General features: G+C 63.6%; 27 protein-coding genes. 10 read left to right on the top strand and 17 right to left on the bottom strand.

Annotated elements, in window-relative coordinates; all coding sequences use genetic code 11:
- The first annotated feature begins 36 nt into the window (after positions 1-36).
- Positions 37-1,032 (top strand): CFI-box-CTERM domain-containing protein, encoded by a 996-nt coding sequence (locus tag SZ64_RS02920; RefSeq protein WP_054529464.1) that lies wholly within the window; start codon positions 37-39, stop codon positions 1,030-1,032.
- Positions 1,033-1,179: 147 nt separating this feature from the next.
- Positions 1,180-2,190 (top strand): RcnB family protein, encoded by a 1,011-nt coding sequence (locus tag SZ64_RS02915; RefSeq protein ID WP_054529463.1) that lies wholly within the window; start codon positions 1,180-1,182, stop codon positions 2,188-2,190.
- Between the two features lie 73 nt (positions 2,191-2,263).
- Here the strand turns inward: SZ64_RS02915 and SZ64_RS02910 are convergent, their stop codons facing one another.
- The 4 genes from SZ64_RS02910 to SZ64_RS18465 all read right to left on the bottom strand — a co-directional run bounded on the left by SZ64_RS02910 (position 2,264) and on the right by SZ64_RS18465 (position 6,083).
- Positions 2,264-2,806 (bottom strand): cytochrome b, encoded by a 543-nt coding sequence (locus SZ64_RS02910; protein WP_054529462.1) that lies wholly within the window; start codon positions 2,804-2,806, stop codon positions 2,264-2,266.
- A gap of 65 nt (positions 2,807-2,871) precedes the next feature.
- Positions 2,872-3,402 carry a DUF1003 domain-containing protein gene (locus tag SZ64_RS02905; protein ID WP_054529461.1) on the bottom strand — a complete coding sequence of 177 codons (531 nt, stop codon included), beginning with the start codon at positions 3,400-3,402 and terminating at the stop codon, positions 2,872-2,874.
- Positions 3,399-5,009, bottom strand: coding sequence for a lysine--tRNA ligase (locus tag SZ64_RS02900; RefSeq protein ID WP_156313447.1), 1,611 nt, complete (start codon positions 5,007-5,009; stop codon positions 3,399-3,401). Before SZ64_RS02900 ends, SZ64_RS02905 begins: the two co-directional genes overlap by 4 nt.
- 267 nt (positions 5,010-5,276) lie before the next feature.
- Positions 5,277-6,083, bottom strand: coding sequence for a hypothetical protein (locus SZ64_RS18465; protein WP_162225069.1), 807 nt, complete (start codon positions 6,081-6,083; stop codon positions 5,277-5,279).
- Here SZ64_RS18465 and SZ64_RS18715 point away from each other — a divergent pair.
- The 4 genes from SZ64_RS18715 (at position 6,073) to SZ64_RS02880 (ending at position 10,833) form a co-directional block, all read left to right on the top strand.
- Complete coding sequence (locus SZ64_RS18715; protein ID WP_162225068.1) at positions 6,073-6,228, top strand: hypothetical protein; 156 nt, start codon at positions 6,073-6,075, stop codon at positions 6,226-6,228. The two genes, SZ64_RS18465 and SZ64_RS18715, sit on opposite strands and share 11 nt — an antisense overlap.
- Positions 6,229-6,631: 403 nt before the next feature.
- Positions 6,632-7,501 (top strand): mechanosensitive ion channel, encoded by an 870-nt coding sequence (locus tag SZ64_RS02890; protein WP_054529458.1) that lies wholly within the window; start codon positions 6,632-6,634, stop codon positions 7,499-7,501.
- Positions 7,502-7,561: 60 nt separating this feature from the next.
- The gene (locus SZ64_RS02885; RefSeq protein WP_054529457.1) at positions 7,562-10,303 is read left to right on the top strand and encodes an ATP-dependent DNA helicase; all 2,742 of its coding nucleotides are present in this window, start codon (positions 7,562-7,564) and stop codon (positions 10,301-10,303) included.
- Positions 10,300-10,833, top strand: coding sequence for a histidine phosphatase family protein (locus tag SZ64_RS02880; RefSeq protein WP_054529456.1), 534 nt, complete (start codon positions 10,300-10,302; stop codon positions 10,831-10,833). The genes SZ64_RS02885 and SZ64_RS02880 overlap by 4 nt, the downstream gene beginning before the upstream one ends.
- Before the next feature lie 156 nt (positions 10,834-10,989).
- Here SZ64_RS02880 and SZ64_RS02875 read toward each other — a convergent pair whose 3' ends face one another.
- The 5 genes from SZ64_RS02875 to rpmF all read right to left on the bottom strand — a co-directional run bounded on the left by SZ64_RS02875 (position 10,990) and on the right by rpmF (position 14,072).
- Positions 10,990-11,379, bottom strand: coding sequence for a MerR family transcriptional regulator (locus SZ64_RS02875; RefSeq protein ID WP_054529455.1), 390 nt, complete (start codon positions 11,377-11,379; stop codon positions 10,990-10,992).
- Positions 11,380-11,400: 21 nt separating this feature from the next.
- Positions 11,401-11,700: an integration host factor subunit alpha gene (locus tag SZ64_RS02870; RefSeq protein ID WP_193391507.1), complete on the bottom strand. Its 300-nt coding sequence runs from the start codon at positions 11,698-11,700 to the stop codon at positions 11,401-11,403.
- A 123-nt stretch (positions 11,701-11,823) separates the two neighbouring features.
- A complete protein-coding gene (locus SZ64_RS02865) occupies positions 11,824-12,789 on the bottom strand; it encodes a beta-ketoacyl-ACP synthase III (protein ID WP_054529454.1) in 966 nt (321 codons plus the stop codon).
- Positions 12,786-13,868 carry a phosphate acyltransferase PlsX gene (gene plsX / locus SZ64_RS02860; protein ID WP_054529453.1) on the bottom strand — a complete coding sequence of 361 codons (1,083 nt, stop codon included), beginning with the start codon at positions 13,866-13,868 and terminating at the stop codon, positions 12,786-12,788. The genes SZ64_RS02865 and plsX overlap by 4 nt, the downstream gene beginning before the upstream one ends.
- Before the next feature lie 24 nt (positions 13,869-13,892).
- The gene (rpmF, locus tag SZ64_RS02855) at positions 13,893-14,072 is read right to left on the bottom strand and encodes a 50S ribosomal protein L32 (protein WP_054529452.1); all 180 of its coding nucleotides are present in this window, start codon (positions 14,070-14,072) and stop codon (positions 13,893-13,895) included.
- Positions 14,073-14,274: 202 nt separating this feature from the next.
- Here rpmF and SZ64_RS02850 point away from each other — a divergent pair, with 202 nt between their 5' ends.
- On the top strand, positions 14,275-14,667 hold the full coding sequence (locus SZ64_RS02850) for an MAPEG family protein (RefSeq protein WP_054529451.1): 393 nt from the start codon (positions 14,275-14,277) through the stop codon (positions 14,665-14,667).
- A 10-nt stretch (positions 14,668-14,677) separates the two neighbouring features.
- A complete protein-coding gene (locus tag SZ64_RS02845) occupies positions 14,678-15,649 on the top strand; it encodes an aromatic ring-hydroxylating dioxygenase subunit alpha (protein WP_054529450.1) in 972 nt (323 codons plus the stop codon).
- Here the strand turns inward: SZ64_RS02845 and SZ64_RS02840 are convergent.
- Positions 15,583-16,260 (bottom strand): MBL fold metallo-hydrolase, encoded by a 678-nt coding sequence (locus tag SZ64_RS02840; protein ID WP_054529449.1) that lies wholly within the window; start codon positions 16,258-16,260, stop codon positions 15,583-15,585. The two genes, SZ64_RS02845 and SZ64_RS02840, sit on opposite strands and share 67 nt — an antisense overlap.
- 218 nt (positions 16,261-16,478) lie before the next feature.
- Entirely contained in the window at positions 16,479-17,135 is a 657-nt protein-coding gene (locus tag SZ64_RS02835; RefSeq protein ID WP_054529448.1) for a S24 family peptidase, read from the bottom strand.
- A gap of 135 nt (positions 17,136-17,270) precedes the next feature.
- Between SZ64_RS02835 and SZ64_RS02830 the strand changes: the two genes are divergently transcribed.
- Complete coding sequence (locus SZ64_RS02830; protein WP_054529447.1) at positions 17,271-17,459, top strand: hypothetical protein; 189 nt, start codon at positions 17,271-17,273, stop codon at positions 17,457-17,459.
- Positions 17,449-17,817: a hypothetical protein gene (locus SZ64_RS02825; RefSeq protein ID WP_054529446.1), complete on the top strand. Its 369-nt coding sequence runs from the start codon at positions 17,449-17,451 to the stop codon at positions 17,815-17,817. Before SZ64_RS02830 ends, SZ64_RS02825 begins: the two co-directional genes overlap by 11 nt.
- Positions 17,818-17,946: 129 nt before the next feature.
- Here SZ64_RS02825 and SZ64_RS02820 read toward each other — a convergent pair whose 3' ends face one another.
- The 6 genes from SZ64_RS02820 to cobT all read right to left on the bottom strand — a co-directional run bounded on the left by SZ64_RS02820 (position 17,947) and on the right by cobT (position 24,383).
- The gene (locus SZ64_RS02820; protein WP_054529445.1) at positions 17,947-18,885 is read right to left on the bottom strand and encodes a D-2-hydroxyacid dehydrogenase; all 939 of its coding nucleotides are present in this window, start codon (positions 18,883-18,885) and stop codon (positions 17,947-17,949) included.
- Between the two features lie 2 nt (positions 18,886-18,887).
- Positions 18,888-19,424: a DUF3828 domain-containing protein gene (locus SZ64_RS02815; RefSeq protein WP_054529444.1), complete on the bottom strand. Its 537-nt coding sequence runs from the start codon at positions 19,422-19,424 to the stop codon at positions 18,888-18,890.
- A complete protein-coding gene (gene cysS / locus SZ64_RS02810; protein WP_054529443.1) occupies positions 19,421-20,929 on the bottom strand; it encodes a cysteine--tRNA ligase in 1,509 nt (502 codons plus the stop codon). The genes SZ64_RS02815 and cysS overlap by 4 nt, the downstream gene beginning before the upstream one ends.
- A gap of 48 nt (positions 20,930-20,977) precedes the next feature.
- On the bottom strand, positions 20,978-21,502 hold the full coding sequence (locus tag SZ64_RS02805) for a DUF2939 domain-containing protein (protein WP_054529442.1): 525 nt from the start codon (positions 21,500-21,502) through the stop codon (positions 20,978-20,980).
- Between the two features lie 75 nt (positions 21,503-21,577).
- The gene (locus SZ64_RS02800) at positions 21,578-22,474 is read right to left on the bottom strand and encodes a DMT family transporter (RefSeq protein WP_054529441.1); all 897 of its coding nucleotides are present in this window, start codon (positions 22,472-22,474) and stop codon (positions 21,578-21,580) included.
- 88 nt (positions 22,475-22,562) lie between these two features.
- A complete protein-coding gene (gene cobT, locus SZ64_RS02795; RefSeq protein ID WP_054529440.1) occupies positions 22,563-24,383 on the bottom strand; it encodes a cobaltochelatase subunit CobT in 1,821 nt (606 codons plus the stop codon).
- Between the last annotated feature and the right edge of the window lie 11 nt (positions 24,384-24,394).

Here is a 24,394-nt window from a genome sequence, read left to right as displayed (position 1 = left end):
GTATGGATTGCCCACATCTGCGTGGGGGCAATTCACATGAGCAAGTCGGCAGCCAGTCCTTTTGCAAAACGGGTGCGGGCCTTGCTCGCGCTGGCCACCGGCCTCTCCCCCGTCGGGGCGGCCAATGCAGAAGAGGCGAAGCCGCCCTGCATACTGACGCATAATGTCACCCCGAACGCTGTCGTGGATGGCGAAGTCTATCGGGTGAACAGCGAGACGGATTTTCACGCGCTCTACCGTGTCCAGCTGATCCCCACCTCCGCCACCGGTGGGCAGGATGCGCAGACCGGCACGCTCGCAGTCTGGTATCAGTGGACCCCTTCGACCACGCGGCAATATCAGATGGCCGTGCACAATCCCTTCTACAAGGAAGGGGAGACCGTCACCGACAACCGGGAAGTGTTCCTCACCATCAATGGCGCGGGGCATACGGCCCTGTTCGCTTCCCCCACCCTGGAATGGCTTGAGGTGAAGGACTGGCAAGGCGGCGATGCCCTGCCGACGGTTACGGCCGATCCGACGGTGATGTTCAGAAACACATCAAAGAATGAGCCGAACGTCACCTTCACCTATCCGGCGGGCGATGCGAAACAGGCCTTCGAGATCGCTCCCCAAGTGTTCAACGCGCTGGTCGATTATGCGAACAAGGGCGAATGCACCGTCAGGCAGCAGATCGGCGCCGATCCCGACAGCATCTTTGACAGCATCTATGACGATGCGACCGACTGGGGCTGCTTCCTGACGACGGCCACCTGCAAGACCGTGGGGCTGGAGGACGATTGCTGGGAACTCACCACGCTGCGCCAATTCCGCGATGGCTGGCTGGCATGGCAGGAAGGCGGCGCGGAAGACATCGCACGCTATTACCGCGAGGCCCCAGCGATCGCCCGCGCGCTCGGATCGGACCAGCAGGCCGCGCTCAGGCTTTATTGGACGCGCATCGTGCCATCCGCCCTTGCTGCCCACTTCGGCGCAAATCGGCTTGCCCGGCGCATCTACACCCGCATGATGGGCGAATTGGGCGTCGCCTGATTTTACGCCGAATTTTAATGTTAGGGCAGAGAAACCTGAACGGGAGGCATCCAGACCGGTTCAGTTTCCCGTCAGCGCGACTCGCTTAAATCCCCTTTCAGACAGGGCCGCCAACCACTCAGCGGCATGACGGAAGGAGATGCCGCAATGACTATCAGAGGACTGCTCCGTTCGAGCGGACTCGCAGCGCTCGCCACCGCCATGGCGGTGACAGCGCTTCCCGCCGAGGTTTTCGCAAAGCCCGGCGACAATAATTCGAACTCCGGCTGGTCGCGCGGTTCGAACAACAACCGCGGATCGGACGATCGCGGATCGCGCAGTTCCAGCAATCGCGGTTCGGAATCGCGCAACTGGTCTTCATCCCGCGGGAATGACGGGAATGACAATCGTGGATCGGATCGCGGTTCGGATCGTAATTCCTCCCAGCAGCGGCCCCAGCCTGCCCCGCAAGCCAGTTCGCGCCCTGCCCAGCAGCCCAGCGCACGTCCCGCCCCGCAGCAGGCAAACCGCCCCGCTCCGTCGCAAGGCAGCAATTATCGCCAGGGCGACGGCAATCGTGGCCAGGGCGCCAACACGCCGAATTCGGTACGCAGTTCCAACAATAGCCGCCCCACCGGCGCGGAGCTGCGCGAGCACAACCGGGTGCAGGATCGGGACTATAACCGCGACCGCGACCGCGACAATAATCGCAACGGCAATGACCGGCGCGACAATTACCGCGACGACAATCGCGGCGGATCCTATCGCGACAATGATCGCAACGGTTCCTACCGCGATAATGACCGCAATCGCTCCTATCGCGACGGCAACCGCAATGGCTCTTACAACGGGCGGGACCGCGATCACCGTAACTGGGACCGCAAGTGGCGGAACGACAACCGCTACGACTGGCGGAAATACCGCAGCAATAACCGCAGCCGGTTCCATATCGGGATCTATTACGCGCCCTACCGGAACTATTACTACCGGCCGCTGAGCATCGGGTTCTTCCTCGACTCGCTGTTCTACAACGATCGCTACTGGATCAACGATCCCTGGTATTACCGCCTGCCGCCCGCTTACGGCCCCTATCGCTGGGTACGTTATTACGACGACGCCCTGCTGGTAGACACTTACAATGGTGAAGTGGTGGACGTGATCCACAACTTCTTCTGGTGACCCTCCTGCTGCCGGAAGAGTGGTCCGGCAGTCAGGGCAAGTCCCCCTCCCTCGGGCGGGGGACTTGCTTCGTTCAGGCCTTGGCCGTGCCGAAGGGCAGCATCCGGAAGATATTGCCGTCCTTGTCGAGGAATGTGTGCTTGAGCGCGCCGAGGATATGCACGGCGATCAGCGCCAGCATGATCGTTCCGCCCGTGGCATGGGCCTCGAAGATCGAGTGGCCCAGTTCCGGGTTCTTGCCCACCGGCAGCGCGGGCACGGTCACGCCATAGACGTCGATTGCCAGCGCATAGAAGGACTGGCCCAGCCAGCCGCCCAGCGGCAGGCCGATCAGCAACACGTAGAACAGCAGGTGCACAGCCTTCGCCGCCGTCTTTTCCCACGGCTTGAGCGAGGAGGCCAGCGGCGGCGGCGACTTGGCGAAACGCCACAACAGGCGCAGCACAGTCAGTGCCAGGATCAGCATGCCCAGCGCCTTGTGCTGGTCCATCACTCGCATCTTTTCAGCAATTTCGAGATTTTCGGCCGATTCCGCGATCCGCCAATTGACGATCACGGCAATGGCAATCGCCCAATGGAGCAGCATCGCCACGGCTGAATAGCGTGTCTGCGTCATAGTCCCGTCTCCTCTTGTTCCCCGCGCCGCGATGGTACTCCCAGGCCGCTGGGGGGCAAGCGAAACTATTCCTTGGCGCTGTCAGCAGCCTGACCTTCGACGTGCCCCATCTGCCGGGCCAGCCGGTCCAGCTTGTGGGAAAGACGGATCAGTTCCAGCTGGGCGCGCAAATTCACTTCGTAATCGTGGCGGGCCGCGATCCGGTCCTTCTTGGCCTGCCGGTTCTGGCTCATCATGATGATCGGCGCCTGCACGGCGGCCAGCATGGACAGCATCAGATTGAGGAAGATGAAGGGATAACGGTCGAAGGGCGTGAAGCCCAGCGCCGCCACGGCATCGCTGTTCAGCATGACCCATGCCAGCAACACCAGGCCGAAGCACACGATAAAGCCCCAGCTGCCGCCCACGGCGGCAACCCGGTCAGCCAGCCGGTCGCCGAAACCGGCGTGAATCTGGCTTATCTCTTCCCTGTCGCCGACGAACACCGTTCCGGAGGCGACACGCTGGATCACGCGCTGTTCGTCCGGCTCCAGATCCTCAAGCTCGCGGCCCAGCAATTCGCGGGCCAGCTTGTGAGGATCGGCCGGCGCGGTCACTTGGCGAGAGCTTCCGCGATCAGCCGGCGGGTATTGGCCACGCCATACAGGGCGATGAAGCTGCCCATGCGCGGCCCCTGGCTGGAACCGAGCAGGGTTTCATACAGGGCCTTGAACCAGTCACGCAGGCTTTCGAAGCCGAAGCGTTCATCCTTGCCGATCTCGTAGACTTCGGTCTGCAGATCTTCGGCAGAGGCATCTTCCGCCGTCTTCGCCAGCACGGCGTCCAGCGCCTTCAGCGCCTCTGCCTCATTGGCTTCCGGCGCGCGGCGCACCAGCGTGGGGGCCACGAAATCGCGATTATAGGCCAGCGCCCGGTCAACCAGGATGTTCAGTTCCGGGTGATGCGCCGGATCGGCATCGTGGATGTAATTGCCCAGGTAATTCCACACCTGCTCATGCGTGGCATGAGTGCCCAGCACGCCCACCAGATTGAGCAGCAGGCCATAGGTCACGGGCAGGCTGTCGCCATCCCCGCCCTTGTAGCCATTGGCGCGCAGCAGGTTCCAAACCGGGTTGCCCAACTGCTGTTCGATCGGCTGTTCGGGAATCTTGGTGCGGAACTGCCAATATTCATCCACCGCGCGCGGGATCACGCCGACATGCAGTTGCTTGGCGCTCTTGGGTTCGCGGAACAGATAGAAGCCCAGCGATTCCTCGCTGCCATAGGTCAGCCATTCCTCGATGGTCAGGCCATTGCCCTTGGACTTGGAAATCTTCTCGCCATTGGCGTCCAGGAACAATTCGTAGATCATGCCCTCGGGCTTACGGCCGCCGAGGATATGCGCGATCTTGCCGGACTGGGTGACGCTGTCGGTCAGATCCTTGCCGCACATTTCATAATCCACGCCCAGCGCGACCCAGCGCATGGCCCAGTCCACCTTCCACTGCAGCTTGGACTTGCCGCCGAGGATCGACTGCTCGACCATTTCGCCGCCATCTTCGAAACGGACGATCCCGGCTTCGGCATCCACCACTTCGATGGGTACCTGCAGCACATGGCCGGTCTTCTCGCTGATCGGCAGCACGGGCGAATAGGTCTTGCGGCGCTCTTCGCGCAGAGTGGGCAGCATCACGCCCATGATGGCATCGTAATGCTTCAGCACATTCTTCAGCGCATCGTCGAACTCGCCGGAATCGTAACGATCCGATGCGGCGATGAATTCATAATCGAAGCCGAAGCGATCGAGGAAATCGCGCAGCATCGCATTATTGTGATGGGCAAAGCTGGCATGCCCCTTCTCGAACGGGTCGGGAATGCGGCTCAGCGGCTTGTGCAGATTCTCATGCAGCACTTCGGCATTGGGGATGTTTTCGGGCACCTTGCGCAGCCCGTCCATATCGTCGGAAAAGGCGATCAGGCGCGTGGGATGGCCGCCGGTCAGCACTTCATAGGCGCGGCGCACCAGCGTGGTGCGCAACACTTCCTGGAAAGTGCCGATATGCGGCAGGCCCGAGGGGCCATAGCCGGTTTCGAAAATGACGGGCACGAGATTGCCGTCCGCATCGCGCTTCCCGCCCGGAAAGCGTTTGGCGAGACGCTGCGCCTCCTGAAAAGGCCAGGACTTGGACGTTTGGGCGGCGGCGATCAGTGCTTCATTGCTCATGGCGCGGGTCCATTGCGCCTCGCGCGGCATTTCGCAAGTGCGGCGATTCGATCCGGCCGAAAATGGCCCGCATTTCCGCCGAAGTTGACAAAGTTGACACTGTACAGAGGAAAGCTTCCCCCACCCCTTCCGGCAAGGCGTCAACTTCCGGGAAATTGGTGGGCGCAGGGTTCATGGCACAAGTGCTAGCCGATTAGCCGCATGTAGGACAGGCGCGGAAAGAGGCGGCCGCTTACACGACCGCCTCCCCCCACAGGTCGGCATAGGTCAGGCCGCCTGCAGAACCTTGCGCCGGGCCAGTTCAGGCCAGACATGCGGGTAATCGCTAAGGTCGATCCACGGATCGGCCCGTTCGAACCTGCGGCCGATGGATTGCAGGATCAGGCGCGCGCGCTTCAGCCGGGCACGGCGCGAACGGAACGGATTGGCCTTGTCCGGCGGGGCATCCAGCATCCGCATCAGCAGCGCATTGCGTTCCTCGAACCGGGCGGGAAGCCTGCGCGGCAGATCGACCGGGGTATCCTGGCGGCGGCGCGCGGCACCGAACAAAGGCTGGATGGTCAGAGGCGTGGCCGTTGCCGCAATGGCCGGCGCGGTAGCTGTAGGACCAGTAACCGTCGGGGCAATCGCAACCGGAGTAGCCACAGCCTTCTCCGGCGGCTGCTGCACCTGCGGCTTCACCACCTGAGGCGGTGCCTCCTTGGGGCGGCGGCGACGGAGCGGACCGGCGAACAGGGCCAGCAGCAGCAAGGTGCCCGCCGTACCCCAGGCAATTGCGTCAACTGCTTCGATCACCGGATTGGATACGGGTTCGGCGGCAGGTTCGGCCAGCGCCGGATCGTCCACCGCAAGCACCGTCTCGGCCGGGAAATAGTCGCTATTGGCAGCTGGCGGAGCCGCTTCTTCCATGGGCTGAACGCTCTGCGCCATAGGCATGGGAGCGACCCGTTCAGCAGGTGCGGCTCGGCTTTCGCGGACAGGCGATGCTGCCGCCCGTGCGGGTGCCTCGGCAACCGCCGGTTCCTCGCTGGGCACATTTTCGGGGATAGGCTGGATCACGGGGATGGAGCGCATCACAGGGGCCTGCGCGGCAGCGGGCGCGGCAGAAGGCGTCGCGGGCGGAATGGCCGGAGCCTGCGTGCTGGGCGGCGGCGCGGGGATCACCGGCTCCAGCGGCGGAGAGACTTCCGGCGGAGGCGCGACAGGCGGGTCTACCTGAGGCGCAACAGTCTGGGCGGAAAGCCCGGTTGAACCAAGCGCAAGTACCGCGGCAATCGCGGCAGTTGCGCAACGAGCGGATATGAATGTCTTTTCCATAGCCCAAATAAAACGGGCAGGACTATTTGAGCGTTCCTTCATTCACCGTTCAGTGAAATGACAAAATCACGGATTTCCTTGATGAAGCACTCATTCGATTGAGGCGGGCCGATTTCCGGCTGCGACAGGCCGACCCTTCGTTTTTCATCGCCAATCTGTTCTCAAAACGGCTTGTCCCCTCATCCCGTCAACTCATCTCAATTGCCCTGCAATTGCCCGATGAACCGTCTTGCAGGTCAGGCCACGTTCGGAAAAGGCGGGCTATGGACTGCCCGGTAATTGCAAGAAAAGAAGGAGAAATCCCCTTGGATTATCTCAAGACCCTGCAGGAGCAGGTGGATTCAATGGTGATGGGCACGGTGGCGACCCTGCCCAGCATCGCCGTGGCGCTGGTGGTGGTGGCCATCACCTGGCTCGCCGCGCGGCTCGCCTCGCGCATTGCCACAAGGATCGTCGAGAAAACCGGCATCCGCAACGATCTGAAGCAACTGTTCCGCACCTTCGCCCGGCTTGGCGTGTGGATCACCGGCCTGCTGATCGCCGCCGCCGTGGTCATGCCCGGCCTGACGCCCGCCAGCCTTGTCGCCGGCCTTGGCGTAGGCGCGCTGGCCATCGGCTTTGCCTTTCAGGACATTTTTGAGAATTTCCTGGCCGGGGTACTGATCCTGCTGCGCGACAAGATGCAGATCGGCGACGTGATCGAGGCGGAAGGCATTCTGGGCAAGGTGGAGAAAATCACCCTGCGCGAAACCCACATCCGCCAATTGTCGGGCGAACTGACCATCCTGCCCAATTCGATGATCTTCAAGAACCCGGTGAAGATCGTGACGGACATAGCCCTGCGCCGCAACGAACTGGTGGTGGGCGTATCCTACGATACCGACCTGCCCATGGCGGAAGCGACCATCCGCAAGGCCGTGGAAAGCGTGGAGGAAGTCGCGTCGGACCGGGCAGTGGAGATTTACGCGCAGGAATTCGGCGCCAGTTCGATCGACTTCACCGTGCGCTGGTGGGCGGATTCGCGCCTGCACGATTTCCTTGGCGTGAAGAGCAAGGTGGTCTTCGCCATCAAGCGCGCGCTGGACGATGCGAAGATCGAAATCCCCTATCCCCATGTCACGCACACTTATGCCGGGTTGCCCCCTGCCGCCGGGCAGGAGAACCAGCCTACCTGAACTGGGGACAGGCCGCAGCCGCGCTTGCCGCCTGTTCCTAGTCCGTTCTAGGGTCGGGGCGTGACTCAGCCCCTTCCCCTTCCCGCGTTGCATGCCAGCCATGCCGGCAGCTGGCTGCGCGCGGCCAATGGCGCCACGCGCACGGTGGGCAAGGGGGAAGCGATCATGGCGGCGGCCGATACACCGTTGCTGATCCTCAATGCCCCGTTGGTGGCCACCCGGCTGGGCTATCCGGACCTTTCCGGGCTGGACCTGCTGGAACTCTTCGCCTTCATCCACCCCGCCCGCTTCTGCGTGCCCACGCCCAAGGGCCTTGCCCATGCGCTGGGGCTGGATGAACCGGCCAGCGACGATGGCGTGCCTGCCCTGCTCCAGCTTGCGGCGGGCAGGTTGCTGGAAACCTGCGAAAGCGAGGAATGGCAGGAACGCGAAGGCGCGTGGAGCGTGCTCCAGTCGCTGATGCGGCTGCGCTGGCCCTGGGCGAACGTGATCGCCCCGCATATCCGTCAGCCGCAGCGCGCCGAACGCTGGCTGTTCACGCGACTGCCCGAATGGGAAGAAACGCCGGAACGGCCCCAGCCCGCTCAGGTCACGCTTGCGCCGGAGGAAGTGCGCGCCCGCCTTGCCCGGCTCACCGGATCGGGCGCGGAGGAACGCGAAAGCCAGCGCGCCTATGCCGCAGAGGCCGCCAGCGCCTTTTCCCCGCGTGACCGGCGCGGCGTGCCGCATATGCTGCTGGCGCAGGCAGGCACCGGCATCGGCAAGACGCTGGGCTATCTCGCCCCGGCCTCGCTCTGGGCGGAAAAATCCGGCGGCACTGTGTGGGTTTCCACCTTCACCAAGAACCTCCAGCGCCAACTGCGCCGCGAAAGCCGCCGGGCGTGGCCCAATAATCGCGCCGACGGCACCCAGCCTGTAGTGGTGCGCAAGGGGCGCGAGAATTACCTGTGCCTGCTCAATCTGGAAGATGCGCTGCAAGGCGGCTTTGGCGGGCGGGCGGCAGTGCTGGCCCAGCTTGTGGCGCGCTGGGCGGCTTACACACAGGATGGGGACATGATCGGTGGCGATCTGCCCGGCTGGCTGGGCACATTGTTCCGCAACCGCGCGATCCGCAGCCTGACCGACCAGCGCGGCGAATGCGTCTATGCAGGCTGCCCGCATTACCGCAAATGCTTCATCGAACGCGCCGCGCGGGCCAGCGCGCAGGCCGATCTGGTGATCGCCAATCACGCGCTGGTGATGGTCAATGCAGCCAGAGGGCGAGACCATGCCCAGCGCCCCACCCGCATCGTGTTCGACGAAGGCCATCACGTATTCGATTCGGCCGATTCCACTTTCGCGGCGGAACTGACCGGGCTGGAATGCGTGGAATTGCGCCGCTGGATCACCGGCCCGGAACGCGGATCGAAAGGCCGTCGCCGGGGCCTCGCCGCGCGTCTGGCGGACATCGCCTCTTATGACGAGGCAGGCGGCAAGGCCGTGGCCGATGCCGTCACCGCCGCAGAGGCGCTGCCCGGCGAAGGCTGGCTGCAACGGCTGGCGGAAAACCAGCCCTCCGGCCCGCTGGAAGAACTGCTCGCAGGCGTGCGCGCCCTTACCTATGCGCGGGACGAAAGCGGCGGGCAGGAAGCGGGCTATGGCATAGAGACCGAGGCCGCCCAGCTGGACGGCAATTTCATCGAACTGGCCCAGCAGGCCGCGCAGGCGCTGGCGGCGATCCGCTCGCCGCTGATGAAGCTCTCCGTCCGGCTTGAGGCTCTGCTGGAAGATCCGCCGGACTGGCTGGACGGCCAGGGCCGCGCCCGCATCGAAGGGGCGCGCTATTCGCTCAAATGGCGCATCGACATGCTCGCCTCGTGGGAGGCCCTGCTTGACCGGCTGGGCGGCGCGGCGGACCCGGATTTCGTTGACTGGCTCGCAGTCGACCGTTCCGACGCGCGCGAATACGATATCGGCCTGCACCGCCGCTTCCTCGATCCGATGAAGCCCTTCGCGCAGGTCGTTCTGGAACCCGCTCACGGCGTGATGCTGACCAGCGCGACGCTGAAGGATGGCGGCGAATGGCAAGCCGCCCTCACCCGCTCCGGCGCGAACTGGCTCGATACAGCCCCGATGCTGAGCGAGCATGAAAGCCCGTTCGACTATGCCTCCAACGCCGAAGTGCTGATCGTCACCGATGTGAAAAAGGGCGACATTGCCGCGCTGGCCGGCGCCTATGCCCGCATTATCGAGGCATCGAAGGGCGGCGTGCTCGGCCTGTTTACCGCGATCCGCCGGTTGCGCGCGGTCCATGGCCGCATTGCCGACCGGCTGGCGCGCGAAGGCCTGCCGCTTTACGCCCAGCATGTCGATCCGATCGACACCGGCACGCTGGTGGACATCTTCCGCGACGATCCGCGCGCCTCGCTGCTGGGCACCGATGCCCTGCGCGACGGGGTGGACGTGCCGGGCGAATCGCTGCGCTGCGTGGTGATGGAACAGGTGCCCTGGCCCAAGCCCTCCATCCTCCACCGCGCCCGCCGCGCGGCCGGGGGCGGCAGTTCCTTCGATGACCGGATCATCCGCGCGCGGCTGGCACAGGCCTTCGGCCGCCTGATCCGCAGCAAGGACGACAAGGGCCATTTCGTGGTCCTTTCCGCTGCCTTCCCCACGAGGCTGACAGCCGCATTCCCCAAGGGCACGCCTGTCATCCGCCTGACGCTCGATGAGGCTTTACATCGCATCGCGAGCGGTGTTTCTGGGGCGAGCGACGCGATTCCGGCCTCCCCGGCATCGCCGCTGGAAGGATCCACGCCCTCGTGAAACTGCTCGGCCTCCTGCGCCATGCCAAATCCGACTGGGACGATCTGGGCCTGCGCGATTTCGATCGCGGGCTGAACAATCGTGGCCGCAAGGGCGCCGCCCTGATGGGCCAGCACATCCGCGATCACGGGATCAGGTGGGAACAGGTGCTGGCCAGCCCTGCCGAAAGGGTAAAGCGCACACTGGAAGCCGCCGGGATCGACGGCCACGTCAACTGGCAGGACCGGGCCTATCTGGCCAGTTCCAGCACGCTGATCGAACTGCTGCGCGCCGTGGAAGGCAGCCCGGACAGCGTGTTGCTGGCGGGGCATAATCCGGGCCTGCAGGAACTGATCTTCGATCTGGTTCCGCCCGATGCCGAAAACGCGCTGTTCGATGCCGCAGCCGAGAAATACCCCACCGCCACCTTTGCCGTGCTGGAACTGGATATTGCCGACTGGGCAGAGCTTGAGCCGAATTGCGGCCGCCTGATCCACCTCGCCCGCCCGCGCGATCTCGATCCAGAACTGGGGCCGGAAGGGCGCGGTTAGCCGCTGATCCCTTTCGCCTCACTTGTCATTGCGAGGAGGCGAAGCCGAAGCGGCAATCCAGAGCCGGATATAACTGCCTTGGATCGCCGCGAGACTAAGTCCCTCGCGATGACGAAAAGCAATTACGGCTGGCCGGGGCCTACGCCCCGCGGCCAATCAACGCTCCAGCGCGGCGGCCAGCCTGCTGCGGATCGCGCGCAATTGCGGAACGATGTCGCCTGCCGGATGCGTATCGCCGTCCCCACGCGCCGTCGTAGCGGGCGGTGCTTCCGCTGCCGCAGCCTTGCCGCCGGACAGCGCCAGCCGCGCGCCTTTCAGCGTATAGCCTTCCCGGTTCACCAGCCGATCGATCGTATCGACGATGCGGATGTCTTCCGGACGATAATAGCGCCGCCCGCCGCTGCGTTTCAGCGGCTTGAGCATGGGAAATTGCTGTTCCCAATATCGCAAGACGTGCTGCTTGATACCCAGCGCGCGCGCGACTTCGCCGATGGTGCGCAGCGCGTCGGCATCCTTGCCGTCGCTGAACCTCGGATCAACTACCACTTTGCCCCTGCTTTCCTGTTCTTAACCCTGGCTAACCCGGTCTTTCAGGATCTGGCTGGCGCGAAAGGTCAGTACGCGGCGCGGCGTAATCGGCACCTCGATCCCGGTTTTGGGATTGCGGCCTACACGCTCATTCTTGTCCCGTAACAAGAAAGTTCCGAAACCGGATATTTTAACGTTTTCACCGCGCTCCAACGCGTGGCACATGTGATCGAGAATTGCCTCAACCATCGCGAGTGATTCCGCACGGGAAAATCCCATCTTGCGATTGATCACCTCAGCGAGATCTGCGCGTGTAAGCGTGCCGACCGAACGCATCATCTTCCCGTCCCCTGTTCAGATTGCCTGGACAGTTCCAATGGGATCAACCTAACACTTTGTGTGAACAAGGCAATATAACCCGCATTTCTGCGGATTTTTCGGATAGCCGAAGTTTTCAGAAAATCACATGCGCAGCAGGCTGGCACCCCAGGTGAAGCCTCCGCCCATGGCTTCCAGCATCACCAGATCGCCCTGTTTTATGCGCCCGTCACGCACCGCAAAATCGAGCGCCAGAGGCACCGATGCGGCCGAAGTATTGGCATGGCGATCGACGGTTACGATCACCTTTTCGTTTGCCAGACCGAGCTTGCGTGCCGTGGCATCCAGAATGCGGGCATTGGCCTGATGGGGCACGACCCAGTCCAGATCGGCTGCAGTAAATCCAGCCTCTTCAAGCACTTCCTCAAGAACTTCTGCCAGATTGACCACGGCGTGCCGGAACACTTCGCGGCCTTTCATACGCACCTTGCCCACTGTTCCGGTGGAAGAAGGCCCACCATCGGTGAACAGTAGTTCGTTATGGGCGCCATCGGCATGAAGACGGGTGGCGAGCACGCCCGGACCGCCCTCTTCAACGTCCTCCGCCGCGAGCACGACAGCCCCTGCACCGTCCCCGAAAAGGACGCAGGTAGCACGGTCTTCCCAGTCGAGAATCCGGCTGAAGGTTTCCGCCCCGATAACCAACGCACACTTAGCCATTCCGGTCTTGAGTAGCGAATCGGCAACACCCAGCGCGTAGAGGAATCCCGAACAGACCGCCGAAACGTCGAAGGCGATTCCCCCGTTGCATCCAAGCGCGTCCTGCACCTTGGTAGCGGTCGCCGGGAAGGTCTGATCCGGGGTGGCGGTGGCCACGATAATCAGGTCCACAGCCGCACCTTCGATGCCTGCCGCGGCCAATGCCTTGCGGCCTGCATCTGCGGCCAGGCTGGAGGTCGTCTCCGTCTCGTCGGCAATGTGGCGCGAACGAATGCCGGTACGCTCCACGATCCACTCGTCGCTGGTATCGACAGTGCTGGCGAGCTCTTCATTGGTCACTGCGCGTGCCGGCAGGGCGGAGCCGGTGCCCTTGACCACGGAACGGATCATACTGCGTTCTCTTTATCTTGACCGTTTCCGGCGGAGGAATTGCCGTTGTGACGCAACCGTTCCTCGCCCAGTTCGGCAAGATCGGCAGCAATGCGTTCGGTAATGCTCGCCTCGAGCAGGCGCGCCGTCACCGCAACGGCATTGGCCACACCATTGGCAGTCGCGCTGCCATGGCTTTTCACAACCACGCCATTGAGGCCCAGGAAAACCGCGCCATTGTGATTATTGGGGTCCAGATGGTGCCGCAGCAAATCCGTTGCCGGACGGCTGACCAGGAATCCGAATTTGGATCGCAGTGAGCTCTGGAAGCTGCGGCGCAGCAGATCGGCCACGAAACGGGCCGTGCCTTCCACTGCCTTCAACGCGATATTGCCGGAAAATCCGTCGGTCACCACCACGTCCACATCGCCGCGCGACAGGCCGTTGGCTTCCACGAAACCTTCGAACTCCATCGAAAGGCCGGTTGCCTCGCGCAAGCGGGCTGCGGCTTCCTGAAGCTGTTCGGTGCCCTTGTTCTCTTCCGTGCCGATATTCAGCAGGCGCACGCGCGGCGCCTCGCGCCCGGTGACGATCCGCGAATAGGCAGCGCCCATGATCGCGAACTGCACCAGATTGCGGGCATCGCAATCGGTATTGGCGCCAAGATCGAGCATGACGAGATCGCTGTCGCCCAGTGTGGGCATCAGCGCGGCCAGAGCGGGCCGGTCGATTCCGGGCATGGTGCGCAGGGCGAGCTTGGCCATGGCCATCAGCGCGCCGGTGTTGCCGCCGCTTACCGCGCCGCCAGCCTCGCCCTGTTTCACGGCGTTGATCGCCAGACCCATGGAGGTTGTGCGGGCACGACGCAGTGCCTGGGTGGGCTTTTCATCGCCCGCCACGACATCTGCGGCATGCAGGATTTCGGAGGCCCCGCGCAGGTTGGGGTGATTATCGAGCGCACGTTTGATGCGCTCTTCATCCCCAACCAGCAGGAATTTGAAACGGTCATGGCGACGGCGAGCAAGCGCCGCGCCTTCGACCATCACGCGCACGCCTTCATCGCCGCCCATCGCATCGACGGCGATACGCGGCAGATTCATGCGCTTACCCCTGTAAGTCCGGGCTTAGAGCCCGACGGCCACGATCTCGCGCCCGTTGTAGTGGCCGCAATGCGTGCACAGATTGTGCGGGCGCTTGAGTTCGCCACAGTTCGAGCATTCGTGGAATGCTTCAACCTTCAGCGCGTCATGCGAACGGCGCATACCCCGGCGGGAGGGGGTCGTTTTTCTCTTGGGGACAGCCATCGCGGCACCTGTTCCTGCAAATTCTAGATCGGTTTCGTAAGCCGCCCTAGGCGATGGTCCGGCAATGCACAAGTGCGGGGCACTTATGCGCAGGCCGGGATCGCGGCTGGCGGTGAAGGCGCGGCCTATAGCGATTTTCGCGTGCGTTGCAAGCATCGCCGGGAATATAGGGCGAGCACAAGATTACAGGGGACGATCCGACATGCACCTTACCGTTACGCTCACTTCGGCCGCAGTGGCCGCGATCATCGGTGTCTGGCTGACATTCCGGGTCATCCAGTTGCGCGCAAAATTCGGCGTTGCCCACGGCCACGGCGATAATGATGCACTGATGAGGCGCATGCGCGCCCAGCTCAATTATGCGGAAAACACGCCGCTGGTGCTGATCCTGATCGCGGGAATCGAGCTTTCGGGCAAGGCGGACATCTGGCTTTCCTATGTCGCTGCAGTCTATTTCCTCGGCCGTCTGGCCCATGCGGTGGGCATGGACAGCGAATCCGTCCCGGTGACTCGCAAGATCGGGATGGCCTCCACTCTGCTCGTGCTGATCGGCCTTGCGATCTACGCCCTGCTGGTTGCACTCAAGATCGTCTGACCGGGCGGCCATGTTCGCGGATTTCGCCAATCACTGGGTGATCATCGGGCTTTCCGCGGATTTCCGCAGTGGGAAGCTCTATCCGGCCATCGTGGCGGATGAACGGATCGTGCTGTTCCGTGGCCGGAATGGCACGCTTTCCGCCCTGATCGACCGCTGCCCCCATCGCGGAGTCGCGCTTTCGCTGGGGAAGCTGGCCGACGGAATCGTCGAATGCCCATTCCACGGCTGGACCTTCGACGGAACCGGCGCCTGCCTCTCCGTGCCGTGGAACCCGGATGCCAAATGCGAGAAGCTGTCTGCCCTCGCCTTGCCAGTGCGCGAGGCGGGCGGACTGGTGTGGCTCTACACCGGATTTCGCCCCGATACCGAGCCGATGCCCCCTGAAAGCCTGAGCGCCCCCGGCGTGGTGCTGAGCGCGCAATCGGCCCTGTGGGACATCCGCTGGACGCGGGCGATGGAGAACATGCTCGATTCCCCGCACCTGCCCTTTGTCCACAAGGCAACGATCGGCCGCTTCATCGCGCCGTTCCGCCATGGCCGGATGGATACCGACTGGATCGAAACCGCTTACGGTGCGCGGATCGAAAATGTGATCGAAGGGCGAGACCGCCCTGCCCGGCTGGACTTCCGTTTTCCCAATGTGATGGAACTGTTCATCGATCCGCCGGGCAAATTGCTGCGAATGCTCGCCATCTGCACCCCGGAGAAGCAGGGGCAGACGCGGCTGACTATCGTCACCCTGCGCGATTTCGCCCGATCGAGCCTGCTCAACCCGCTATTCCGCCGGATGAACCTGCGCATTGCGCTGGAAGATCAGGCGATTCTCGAAAGCTCGCAGCCGTCCGAAGTGCCGCCTGCCGGGGTGGAGAAATCCGTCCGCACGGACAAGCCAACCCTGGCCTTCCGCAAGCTCTATTTCGAACGGATCAAAGGCAGCCGGGCCGAGCCCTGGCCGGCCACCGCGGCATCGCTGACATAGGGATTGTCGATCCGCTCCTGCCCGAAAGTACTGACCGGGCCGTGGCCGGGGATGAATGTCACATCGCCCAGCGGCCAGAGCTTCCGGGTGATCGAGGCGATCAGATCGGCGTGATTGCCCAGCGGGAAGTCGGTCCGCCCGATGGAGCCGCGAAACAGCACGTCACCCACAATGGCAAAGCGCGTGGGGCGGTTGAAGAACACCACATGGCCGGGCGTGTGGCCGGGGCAGTGAATCACTTCCAGCTCAACCTCACCCACGGTGACCCTGTCGCCATCCTGCAGCCAGCGATCCGGCTCGAAAATCTCGCCATGCAGGCCCCAGCGGCGGCCATCCTCGTCCAGCCGGGCGATCCAGAAGCGGTCCGCCTCATGCGGACCTTCGATGGGCAGGCCCAGTTCCTTCGCCAGAATGCCCGTCTGCCCGCAATGGTCGATATGGCCATGGGTGACGAGCAGCTTTTCCAGCGTCACGCCCGCCCGGCGCACGGCATCCTTCAGCTTGTCGAGATCGCCACCCGGATCGACCAGCGCGCCCTTCATCGTCTTCGCGCACCAGATGAGCGAGCAGTTCTGCTCAAGCGGAGTGACGGGAATGATGGCGGCCCGCATTGGAGGGCTTTGGGGAGGGCTCTGGGGCGCAGTATCGGTATCGGACATCGCGCTTAGGTGGCCGGTGGACCGCGCGAATGCAAGCGAGAGAACCTTCGTCATTGCGAGGGCAAGGCCCGAAGCAATCCAGGGTCCGGCGCGCTCGGCCGCTGGATTGGTTGGCCAAGGCCAGCTTCGCTTCGCTCCGCTCGCAATGACGAGCGAGAAGCAGCATCCGGCTAGATCCGCCCGCCCTTCCACACCACGCGCCCGATCACGTCCACTTCCGCCAGCGGCACTTCCACTGGGGGATAGGCCGGATTGGCGCTGATGAGAGTGAGCATGCCGGGCCGAGCGACCTGAATGCGCTTCACATGCAAAGCCTCGCCCAGGCGAACGACATGGATACCCTCACGCAAGGGGCGCGGAGTGCGGTCCACCAGAATCTCATCCCCGTCGCGCAGCACCGGCTCCATCGAATCGCCTGCCACTGCAATGGCCGAGAGCATGGCGGGATCGAGCCCCTGCTCGCGCAACCAGCGGGCCGAGAAACGAAACGTGTCGAACGGCACTTCCTGCGCACTGAAACTGCCCGGCCCGGCGGAAGCGTCGAGTGCCAGGCGGGGTATGTCCACCCAGCCGCCGCCCTTGTGCGCATAGGATTTTTCCGCCGCACCGCCCAGCTCGCTCTCCGCTACGCCGAAGAACTGCGCCAGCACCTGCCGATCTTCCTCGGCAAGGCGCCGTGGGCTGCCCTTGGTGACGAATTGCTGCAGATATGTGCCATTCTTCCCGATCAGGCGAGAGAGCGCAGCAAGGCTGACCCCGCGCGCATTGGCCAGCGCAACAAGGCGCTCGCGAGGGTCAGCGGAGGGAGCATCTAGGGAATTTGCCATATAGGCATCCTACACGTAGGATTTTTCCTAGACAAGTAGGATTTCAAGCGCGAGGAGAGTCGCATCGAGTCGATGCAGGTCGATGCAGGCACCCTGCCCCGCACCGCGCCGCAAAAAGTCTGACGAGGAGTGACAATGCTGATTCGCAAGGTCGAGAAATTCCTGCGCCGCACCGGCATGCCGGTGACCAAATTCGGCCGTCTGGCCGTGCACGATCCGCGTTTCGTGCTCGATTTGCGCAATGGCCGCACGCCCCGCCCTCGCATGGAAAAGTGCGTGGAACATTTCATGAACATATATGAGGAAACCACCCATGCTGGCTGATCCCGCCACCCTTCCCCGCCCCACTCGCGCTGTAACCCGCGGCAGGATGAACACGTCAGACCGGCTGCGCGCCGCCGTGCAAAGCCTTGCCTGTGGCCATGCGCGAATCGCCAGCCACCGGGAAACCTCCTGGGCCAGCATCACCTTTGCGGGCACGCGTCATCGGCTGGAGCTGCTGTTCGAAGGTGCGCAAGCGGTGGAGGCAGGCGAGCATTTCATCGCCGAACTGCCGGATTACGAATTCGACATTCCCCGCCAGTTGGTGGCCGATGCGGCCATCGTCGAAGTGGACCACGCCCTCACGCCCGAACCGCGCCTGGCGGTCAGCGTGGAATTGCTGCTGCTGGAGGATGCGTGATGAAGGCCAATTCATCATTGCGAGCGAAGCGGAAGCGAAGCTGGCCTTGGCCAACCAATCCAGGGCACAACTCGTTACGCTCTGGATTGCTTCGGAACCACCGGTTCCTCTCAATGACGAGAACTTTGCCTAGTACCCCAGCACCGGGTCGAAGCGCGGCTCCAGCGGCTCGCCCTTCCGGTAGCGTTCGCAGTTTTCCACGAAGCGGATGGCCCCGCGCAGCATGCTCTGCGGCGTGGGAATGCCCGAAAGGTGCATGGTGATATGCGCGTTATCCAGATCCCACAAAACATGGTCCGCCGGCAACGGTTCCGGGTCGGTCACGTCGAGCATGGCGGCAAAGATTCGCCGGTCCTTCAGTGCTGCAACCAACGCCTCCTGATCGACCACATTGGCACGGGCAAAGTTCACCAGCACAGCCTCAGGCTTCATCGCGGCAATTTCGGCAGCGCCGATCATGCCTTCGGTCTCCGGCGTGCCGGGCACGGTGAGCACGATCCAGTCGAACTCCCCGATCCGGGCGCGCCACTGGTCCGGCGTCAGCACGCCTTCGGCAGCATGGCGCCGCACGGGCACCACTTCCACGCCGAAGCCGGCAAGTTTCTCGCCGATCTTCCGCCCGATCGCGCCATAACCGAGGATCAGCGCCCGGCTGCCCGCCAGATCGCGAATACCCGGTGCGGCAGAAAGCCATTCATGCCGGTCCTGCGCGCGCACGATGGCAGCATAGTTCTTGGCGATCGCCAACATGCCCAGCACAGCGAATTCAGACACCTGAATATCGGTCAGCCCGGTGCCGTTGGTCAGCTGCACGCCGCGTTCGCGCATTTCGTCCATCGGCAGGAAGTCCAGCCCGGCATAGACGGAATTGAGCCATTTCAGCCCTTTCGCCAGCGCCACGGCCTCCAGCAAGGGCGGCTTGTAATGCATGTCGAACCAGCCGATCTCCGCCTCCGGCGCGAGCGCGTGAAGCTGTTCGACCGAATGCCACCAGCGCGGCTCGATCCAGTCGGGCAATCGCGCTTCAAGCATCGGGCGGGCAAGACCGGGCAGAACGGCAATGGTCATGCCTATTCAGCGCCCTCATCCGCCTCGGCGGGACGTGCCTTATGCGCGGCAATCGCGGCGACCAGTTCCACTTTCAGACCCTTGGGGAAAGATTCGGAGACGATGTCGTCCAGAGTCCAGCGGCCATTCTCGCGCAACATATACAGCTCGCTTTCGGCCAGATCGTTGCGATCCGGGCCGAAACCGGCGCGGGCATCCACTGTGGAAACGTCGGTGCCTTCGGCGTGGTTGACTTCAAGCTCGACCAGGAAGCTGTTGGGATCAAAATCCTGACACTGGCACAGCCAGCTGAAGCTGTTGAGATCCTCGACGTCCTCGTCGCTCAGCCCGGCCTTCCATTCGTCAACCAGCGCCTTTGTCTCGCTGGAGAAAATCGGCATGTCCCAGTCCGGCCCGGTCCAGGGCTCTTCGCTCTGATAGGGGGCGAAGGCGGCCTGAGCGGCAGCGAGAATATCGTCATCCTCATCGGCCCATGCCGGGCTGACAGGAAGAGCCACGGCCGCGAGGGCCAGAACCGTGCCGCGCAGAATCTTCATCATGCCAGTTTCCATTCCCAACCTAGCGGATCGCCGTCCATCACATCCACGCCCTTGGCCGCAAGCTCGTCACGGATCGCATCGGACGTCGCGAAATCCTTCTCCGCGCGGGCGGCCTTGCGGCGTTCCAGCGCGGCATCGATCTCTGCTTCCTCAATAGCGGCATGCTTGGGCCGCAGCCGCAGCTCGGCGCGGTCCAGCTCCAGCAGATCGAGGCCCAGAACCGCATCCATCGCGCTCAGAAGAGCGAGGGATTCATCAGTCGGCATTTTCTTGAGCGAAAGCAGTTCCTCAAGCACCGTCAGCGCCACGGGCGTGTTGAGATCGTCGGAAATTGCCTCGTCGAAACGCACGGCCAGCGGGCGCAGGGTGCCGCCGATCCCGTCCAGCAGTTCGGCAAAGGTCCAGCCCACTTCCGGCGCCTCGACCGGATCGTGGCCCTTGTCGGCATGGCGCTTCTTCAGGGCCTGCACGGCCAGCACCATCCGCTTGAGGCGGGTAAGTGCGGCGCCAAGCCCGTCCCAGCTGAATTCCAGCTCGCTGCGATATTGCGCCTGAAGGCACAGCAGACGGTAAGCCAGCGGGTGATAACCCTTGTCGATCAGCAATTGCAGGCGGAGGAACTCGCCGGAAGATTTACTCATCTTTCCAGAGCGTTCGACCAGGAAGTTATTGTGCATCCACATGCGCGCGCCGGAATTGGCCGCTTCGGACAGGCTGCCGCAACCGCAGAAGGCCTGATTCTGCGCGATCTCGTTCGGATGGTGGATTTCGCGGTGGTCGATGCCGCCGGTGTGAATGTCGAAGGGGAAGCCGAGCAGCTTCCCGCTCATCACTGAACATTCGAGGTGCCAGCCCGGCGCGCCCTTGCCCCAGGGCGAATCCCATTCCATCTGGCGCGTCTCGCCCGCGGGCGTCTTGCGCCAGATGGCGAAGTCCGCCGCGTGCCGCTTGCCTTCAACCGCCTCGATCCGCCCCTCGCCCTCATCGGTCGCGGCGCGGGCCAGCTTGCCGTAATCCTCCACGGTGGACACGTCAAAATAGAGGCCTGAAGGCAGTTCGTAACAATGCTTGTCCGCAATAGACTTCGCGAAATCGAGCATGTCCTCGATATAATTCGTCGCGATGGACCAGTCGGCCGGCTGGCGGATGTTCAGCGCCTTGATGTCCGCCCAATAGGCTTCGGTGTAATGGCGGGCGATTTCCCAGATGGACTGCGCCTTTTCCGCAGCCATCTTCTCCATCTTGTCCTCGCCCTGATCGGCGTCGTCCGTCAGGTGGCCCACATCGGTGATGTTGATCACATGGGTGAGCTTGAAGCCCTTCCAGCTCAGCGTGCGGCCCAGCACATCCGCGAAGACATAGGCGCGCATATTGCCGATATGGGGGTAATTATAGACCGTCGGCCCGCAGCTATAGACCCGCGCCTCCCCGGCATGGACCGGAGTGAAATGTTCCGTCTGGCGGGTGAGGCTGTTGAACAGCGTAAGAGGTTTACCTTCGATCATGAGCGGGGCTTTGATCCGAAGGGCGGCATTTGGTCAAGCGGCAGGCGCTTACTCCTTCGCCAGCTCCGGCTCGGGAATGTCGATTGCAGCCAGTTTCCACGACATTCCATCGCGAGTGAACACCAGCGCCGGAAAGGCCTCTCCGTTCTCGCCCTTGGGCACGGCACGGAAGCTGGAAAGCCCGGTGCGCTCCACATCCCAGTCGATTTCCTTGGCAGGCTGGCCATCGCGCTTGGGCACCAGGCTGCCGGTTACCAGCAGGGCGGCCATGCCGTCAGGCGTGATGACGCTGTCCACCACCCCGTCGATAAAGCCATTGGCCAGCAGTGCGCCCGCGCCTTGCATCGGGTCTGACTGCCCGCGCCGCGCGGCTTCCTGCCTGATCTGGGCACGCATCTGGTCCTTGAGGGACGAACGCAGGGCCGGAAAGTCGATCGTCTGCTCCAGCGCTTCGCGATCCGCCTCACGTGCGGCGTCGCGCAGGCTGTCCATCGCAATCCAGGGCGAGGCGACGGCCCAGGCACCGGCCAACAGGGCCACAAGAACGGCTCCGATCACGATGAACTTGCGCATGCTACCTCTCCTTGGCCGCAACTTCTGGCCGCGCAGCTTTGGCGCAGGCGTTTAGCGCCCGCAAGCTGAACGCAGTCAGACCACGGCCTGAAGCAGCACGCCAATGCCCACGGCCACCAATCCAAGGCCGGTCCATTCCTGCCGCCCGAGATGACGGCCCGAAACCCGCCGGTTGAGCAAGGCCGCCAGCGGCATCTCGACCAGCCCCAGGGTGCGGACATTGGCCGCCGCCGTCAGCGCAAGGCCGGTGAACCACATCAGCGTGGCCAGCATGCCCGTGGCTCCCGCACCAAGGCTGGGCTTCCATGCCTTCAACGTGGCGACGATCACGTCCTTGTCAGTCAGCCCCAGCCATACGAGCAGCAGCGTGCTCTGCACGATCAGCGCGCAGGTCATCACATGCAGCGCCGCCATCCACGGCGCTGCGCCATGCAGGGTAAGGATCGCCGCCCGGAAGGAGAGCGAGGACAGGCCGAACATCGCCCCGCTCGTCACGCCGAACAGCACAGGCGCGGCCTCTCCCCGGAACGCCGCCAGCCCGCCGCCACGCGGCACGGCCGCCCACAACACGCCCAGCGTGGCGATCAATATGCCCGCCCATGCGCCCAGAGGCAGCCTGTCGCCCAGCAGCCACCAGCCGCCCACGGCCAGCAGCACCGGCTCCGTCTTGATATAGGCATAGGCCACCGCGAAGCCGCGCATATGCATGGCCTTGAGCATCAGGGCCGTGGCGCCAAGCTGTACCACCGCGCCGGTCAGCACACAGCCGATCATGGGTTGCGAAAGGCCGGGCATGGGCTGGCCCAGCACCAGCATGGCCACGGCATAGGCCGCCAGCGCGAAGGGGATCGCGTAGAGGAACCGCACCATGGTCGCGCCCAGCGTGCCGACCGTTCCGGTCAGCCCGGATTGGAGCGCATTGCGGATCAGCTGCGTGAAGGCAGCGCCAATGGTGATCGGTATCCAGAGCATGGTGGATGCGAGCTAACGCCCGGAACCTGCCCCGGTCCACCAATGTCCGCTTGGACCGGCCATAGTTTTGCTGGCCGGCCTCATCGGATCAATCCACTTCGAACAAACCGGCAAGCTGTTCGATGATCGTGCCGCCCAACTGCTCCACATCCATGATGGTGACGGCGCGCTTGTAATAGCGGGTCACGTCATGGCCGATGCCGATGGCGACGAGCTGGACCGGGCTTTGCTTCTCGATCCAGTCGATCACCTTGCGCAGATGCTGTTCCAGATAACCGGCGGAATTCACACTGAGGGTGGAATCGTCCACCGGCGCGCCATCGGAAATCACCATCAGGATGCGGCGATCTTCCGGCCGGGCGAGCAGGCGGGTATGAGCCCACAGCAGCGCCTCGCCGTCGATATTTTCCTTCAGCAGCCCTTCGCGCATCATCAGGCCGAGATTCTTGCGCGCGCGGCGCATCGGCTCGTCAGCCTTCTTGTAGACGATATGGCGCAGATCGTTGAGGCGACCCGGTTGCGCGGCTTTGCCTTCGGCCAGCCACTTCTCGCGGCTTTGCCCGCCCTTCCACGCGCGTGTGGTGAAGCCGAGGATTTCCACCTTCACCCCGCAGCGTTCCAGCGTGCGGGCCATGATGTCCGCGCTGATCGCCGCGATGGAGATCGGGCGCCCCCGCATGGAGCCGGAATTGTCGATCAGCAGAGTGACGATCGTGTCCTTGAACTCCTGATCCTGCTCCACCTTGTAGGACAGCGATTGGCCGGGGCTGATCACCACGCGGGCCAGCCGCGCGGCATCCAGCAGGCCTTCTTCCTGATCGAAGTCCCAGCTGCGGTTCTGCTGCGCCATCAGGCGGCGCTGGAGGCGATTGGCGAGCTTGGTCACCACGCCCTGCAGCCCGGTCAGCTGGCTGTCGAGATAGGCGCGCAGGCGGGTCAGCTCGTCCTCGTCGCACAGATCCGCGGCAGAAACGATCTCGTCGAATTCCTCGGTGTAGATCTTGTAGTCGAAAGTTGAGGGATCGTCGGTCCAGGGGCGGTTCGGGCGGACGGGTATCATGCCCTCTTCCCCGTCCTCGCCCACGTCGCCGTCGGTCAGTTCCTGTTCCTGCTCGACTTGCTGGTCGCTCTCGCCGTCCTGTTCGCCCTCGCCGCTTTCGGCGGCGACGTCCTGCTGCTTGCGCTGTTCGTTCTGGGGCTGATCCTCGTCGCCCTCATCCTCGCCGGACTGTTCGCCCGCCTGATCCTCGCCTTCCTCGTTGGAGGGCTGATCGATCTCTTCCGCGCGGGTCAGTTCCAGATGGCGCAGCATGTCGAGCGTGAGCGACTGGAACGCCTTCTGATCGTCGATCGACAGAGCCAGCCGGTCGAAATCGCCGCCCGCCTTCTCGTCGATCCACTCGCGCACGAAATTGACGCCCTGCTCGGCGGAACGCGGCACCGGCTGGCCGGTCAGCTTTTCCCGCAGCATCAGGGCCAGCGCGGTCTGGATCGGAACCTCGTCGGCGCTGGTGGCGCGCGAGATGGGATCGGACGCCATGCGCATATCCAGCGATGCCGCCAGATTTCCGCGAATGCCGTCGTAATTATTCTCGCCCAGTGCCTCGTAGCGCACGGCTTCCACTGCATCGTAACAGGCCCGCGCCGAAGGCTCGACCGGGGCGTGGCGATTGTGCAGCGCCTGATTGTGGTGCTTCATCCGCAGCGAAAAGCTGTCGGCAAAGCCGCGCGCCTGCTGCGCCTGCTCGCGCGGCAGGGATCGGCCGGGCATGGGCACCTTGATCGAATCCCCCACGATGCCGGGGGCATCTGCCGTCCAGGTCACATCGATTTCCGCATCCTGCGAAATCGCGCGCGCGGCGCCGGTCAAAGCCTGCTTGAAGCGGTCTAGGGGAGTTTCGTTGGCCACTGAATAACTTC

The organism is Erythrobacter sp. SG61-1L, from assembly GCF_001305965.1.
Classification (GTDB): Bacteria; Pseudomonadota; Alphaproteobacteria; order Sphingomonadales; family Sphingomonadaceae; genus Andeanibacterium.
Note: the sequence above shows the minus strand (reverse complement) of the source record. Positions and strands in the feature narration are given on the sequence as shown.